The 3,535-nt window shown below is 50.5% G+C and carries 5 protein-coding genes; all 5 read left to right on the forward strand.

Annotation, left to right across the window (positions count from 1 at the left end; all coding sequences use genetic code 11):
• Positions 1 to 590 (forward strand): dTMP kinase (gene tmk, locus ABYW01_RS16890; RefSeq protein WP_372834957.1); only part of this gene is annotated, 590 nt, incomplete at its 5' end.
• The gene (locus ABYW01_RS16895; RefSeq protein WP_372834959.1) at positions 583 to 1,572 is read left to right on the forward strand and encodes a DNA polymerase III subunit delta'; all 990 of its coding nucleotides are present in this window, start codon (positions 583 to 585) and stop codon (positions 1,570 to 1,572) included. The genes tmk and ABYW01_RS16895, both read left to right, overlap by 8 nt.
• Before the next feature lie 6 nt (positions 1,573 to 1,578).
• Positions 1,579 to 1,935: a PilZ domain-containing protein gene (locus ABYW01_RS16900; RefSeq protein WP_371871821.1), complete on the forward strand. Its 357-nt coding sequence runs from the start codon at positions 1,579 to 1,581 to the stop codon at positions 1,933 to 1,935.
• Between the two features lie 24 nt (positions 1,936 to 1,959).
• Positions 1,960 to 2,754 (forward strand): TatD family hydrolase, encoded by a 795-nt coding sequence (locus ABYW01_RS16905; RefSeq protein ID WP_372834962.1) that lies wholly within the window; start codon positions 1,960 to 1,962, stop codon positions 2,752 to 2,754.
• 11 nt (positions 2,755 to 2,765) lie between these two features.
• A partial coding sequence (locus ABYW01_RS16910) for a radical SAM protein (RefSeq protein ID WP_372834964.1) occupies positions 2,766 to 3,535 on the forward strand: 770 nt, incomplete at its 3' end.

The following is a 3,535-nucleotide window of genomic DNA, read 5'->3' on the forward strand; positions in this document are numbered from 1 at the left end:
GCAAATCCACCAATATCGAATTTCTATGCTCTTTGCTAAAAGATAAAGACATTGAAATCGTATTGACTCGCGAGCCGGGCGGAACGCCGATGGCAGAAGAGTTGCGAAATATGCTGTTGCAGCCCCGAGAGGAAAGTGTTTCTGAAGATGCTGAGTTGCTATTAATGTTCGCAGCGCGCGCTCAGCATCTTGAGAACGTGATTAAGCCAGCACTTGAGCGCGGCGCCTGGGTGATCAGTGATCGATTTACTGATGCGACATTTGCTTATCAGGGCGGCGGGCGCGGGGTCGATGAAAACCAGATACTAATGCTGGAAACGTTGGTGCAAAAAGGGCTTCAGCCCGATATGACACTGTTGCTGGATCTTGATGTCGAGACCGGCCTGAAGCGGGCCAGTGCGCGTAGTGCACCGGATCGTTTTGAGCAGGAGAAGGTCGCCTTTTTTGAGAAGGTGCGTGCGGCTTATCTGGCGCGTGCGGCCAACGATCCTCTGCGTTTTGCTGTCATTGATGCATCTGTATCACTGGACGCAGTACAGCGCCAGATTGCTCAGGCAGTTAACCGCTTTGTGGAGTCATATAATGGCTAAAGCGGAAGTCTTTCCGTGGTTAGGTGAATGCTGGACACACCTTTGTGGTTTGCACGAACGTCGACGCCTGCCGCATGCATTGATCGTGCATGGCGTGCAAGGCATCGGCAAATCAAACTTTGCCACTGCATTTGCTCATTACCTGCTATGCCAGTCACCGGTCGCTGATCAGCCTTGTGGTACCTGCCGGGCTTGTGAATTGAATAAAGCGAATGGGCATCCCGATCTGTACATGCTGGAACCTGACGAACCGGGAAAACCAATAAAAGTTGATCAGATTCGAGCCTTAACGGACTTTATCTGTCGTACGGCGCAGCAGGGCGGTTATCGGGTTGTCGTGATCAATCCGGCGGATGCGATGAATATAGCGGCTGCAAATGCTCTGCTGAAAATGTTAGAGGAGCCTGGGCGAGACACTGTTCTAATGCTACTGACTGACCGCTTAGGCCAGGTGATGCCTACGATCAAAAGCCGCTGTCAGCGTGTTGAGTGTCCGTTACCGGATGAGTCTGTGGCTGCTGCATTTGTTGCTGATACGCTTGAGCTGGACGCAGATGAAGCAACTCGCATCCTCAGAATAAACAACGGTGCGCCGCTGTCTGCACTGGCGTATAGCGAGTCAAATCAGGCTGAGTTGCGCAGTCAATTGGTAAAAGGGTTGGCCGATGTGCTCAAGCAACGGCGGACCGTTGTTGAGGTGGCGCAAAGTTGGCAGAAAGCAGATCTGGAGCTTTTGCTGGGGTGGTTCTACAGCATGCTGGTTGATATCTCGCGTGCGAAACTAACGCAGAGTGAGGCGATGCAGCAGGCGGATGCGCATAACATGTTATTAGCAGTCACCCGCAAATGTGATCCGGTAAAAGTGTTTGAGCTAGCCGAACTGGTTCAGGAAGAGCGCAAAAGCCTTATACTAAGACAAAATGCCAACAAGCAGATGCTGTTAGAGCGTGTTCTGCTTGCCTGGTCGGCCATCGCAAGATAACGGAGTATAGATATGTCAGTGGTCCCGCGCCTCAGTCACGGTATCCTTTCGCTGGTCATTGAGTCCAAGGATGACCTCTATAAGGCGTATATGCCTTACATCAAACATGGTGGGTTATTTGTACCTACGCAGCGCAGTTATCACCTGGGTGAAGAGGTGTTTATGCTGCTGGAGTTGATGGGTGAAAATGACAAAATCCCCGTCACCGGAAAGGTTATCTGGGTAACCCCAAAAGGGGCTCAGGGTGGCCGCGAGCCGGGTATTGGTATTCAGCTTTCTGCGGAAGACTCTACTCTGGTGAATACCATTGAAAACCATTTAGCTGGCGCGTTGAATTCAGAGCGTCGCACTAACGCACTTTAATCTCACAATATACGTAGTTTACTCATGTTTATCGATTCCCACTGTCATCTCGACAGGCTGGACCTTTCTCCTTATGACGGTAACTTTGATGCGATGCTGGATGCCGCGACGGCTCGTCAGGTTCAGCAGATGTTATGCGTCTCAATAGAGATGGAGCAGTTTCGCTCCATGTATGAGCAGATTAAGCCATACGATCATATTTTTGCATCGGTGGGTGTTCATCCACTGAATACCGAAGGAGCAGCGGTCTCTGCTGAGGCATTGGTTGAGGCTGCACAACAACCCCGCATCGTTGCGATTGGTGAAACTGGCCTGGATTATTACTATCAGCAGGACACCGTTGAGGTGCAGCAACAAAGCTTCCGAAATCATCTGCAAGCATCATCAGAAACTAAGCTGCCAACCATCATCCACACCCGAGATGCACGTGAAGACACCTTGCGCATTATCAAAGATTGCGGTGATGTGAGCGTGGGTGGAGTATTGCATTGTTTCACTGAAAGTCTGGAGATGGCTAAAGCAGCCTTGGATCTGAATTACATGATCTCATTTTCAGGCATTATTACGTTTCGAAATGCGGCTGAGTTGCGTGAAGTTGTAAAAGCGATACCGCTAGAGCGAATCTTGATTGAAACTGATGCGCCTTACCTCGCGCCTGTGCCGTACCGCGGCAAAAAGAATGAGCCGAAGTATGTGGTTGAGGTTGCGCAGTGTGTGGCGGACCTAAAGGGCGTGAGGGTGGAGCAGGTTGCTGATCAAACCCGTGAAAACTTCCACCAGTTGTTTAGTCGCACTCAGGTTTCGTCTACACCGGAATAGAGGGTTCTCGCATGTACTACTATCCACCCGTTGAATATATTGAGCCGCTATTTCGTCCACCCAGTGAAGGTAATTCGTTGATTCTTCAGGTGACGAATGGCTGCAGCTGGAATAACTGCACCTTTTGCGAGATGTATACCGAGCCGCAGAAGCGTTTTAAGCCCAAAGCTGAGGCTCAGGTGCTGGAAGAGATTCGACGTTGTGGTGAAGAGCTGGCAGGCGTACGCAGGATATTTCTGGCCGACGGTGATGCAATGGCATTGTCCTTCCGTCGCTTGAAGACCATTCTGGAGGCCATTCGAGTAGAGATGCCAGCGGTCACACGTGTTTCTGCTTACTGCTTACCCCGCAACCTTAAAAATAAGACGGTTGAAGAGCTACAAGAGCTACGTGAATTGGGCTTGGGGTTGCTTTATATCGGTGCAGAAAGTGGTGATGACGAGGTGCTGGCGAAGATTCAAAAAGGTGAAACCTATCGCTCAACCTGTGATGCTCTGCTGAAGGCAAAAGCTGCCGGGATGAAGACCTCCGTGATGATTATCAATGGGATGGGTGGGGTAAAATACAGCGAGCAGCATGCATTGGCTGCCGCGCGTTTGGTGAATGAAACCCAACCGGATTACTTTGCTACCCTCGTGCTTTTCTTCCGCAATGGCATGGATAAAGTACAAGAAGGTTTTGGCGGTGATTTTCAGATGCTGGATCAGCAAGGGTTATTCCGCGAGATGGAGATGATGTTGTCTCACACCGAGCTGGAACGGTCTGTATTCCGAAGTGATCA

The organism is Pontibacterium sp. (assembly GCF_041587635.1).
Classification (GTDB): domain Bacteria; phylum Pseudomonadota; class Gammaproteobacteria; order Pseudomonadales; family Balneatricaceae; genus Pontibacterium.

Coding starts and splice junctions, on each gene's coding strand:
- ABYW01_RS16905 (WP_372834962.1), top strand. CDS start 1,960: ATGTTTATCGATTCCCACTGTCATCTCGACAGGCTGGACCTTTCTCCT.
- ABYW01_RS16895 (WP_372834959.1), top strand. CDS start 583: ATGGCTAAAGCGGAAGTCTTTCCGTGGTTAGGTGAATGCTGGACACAC.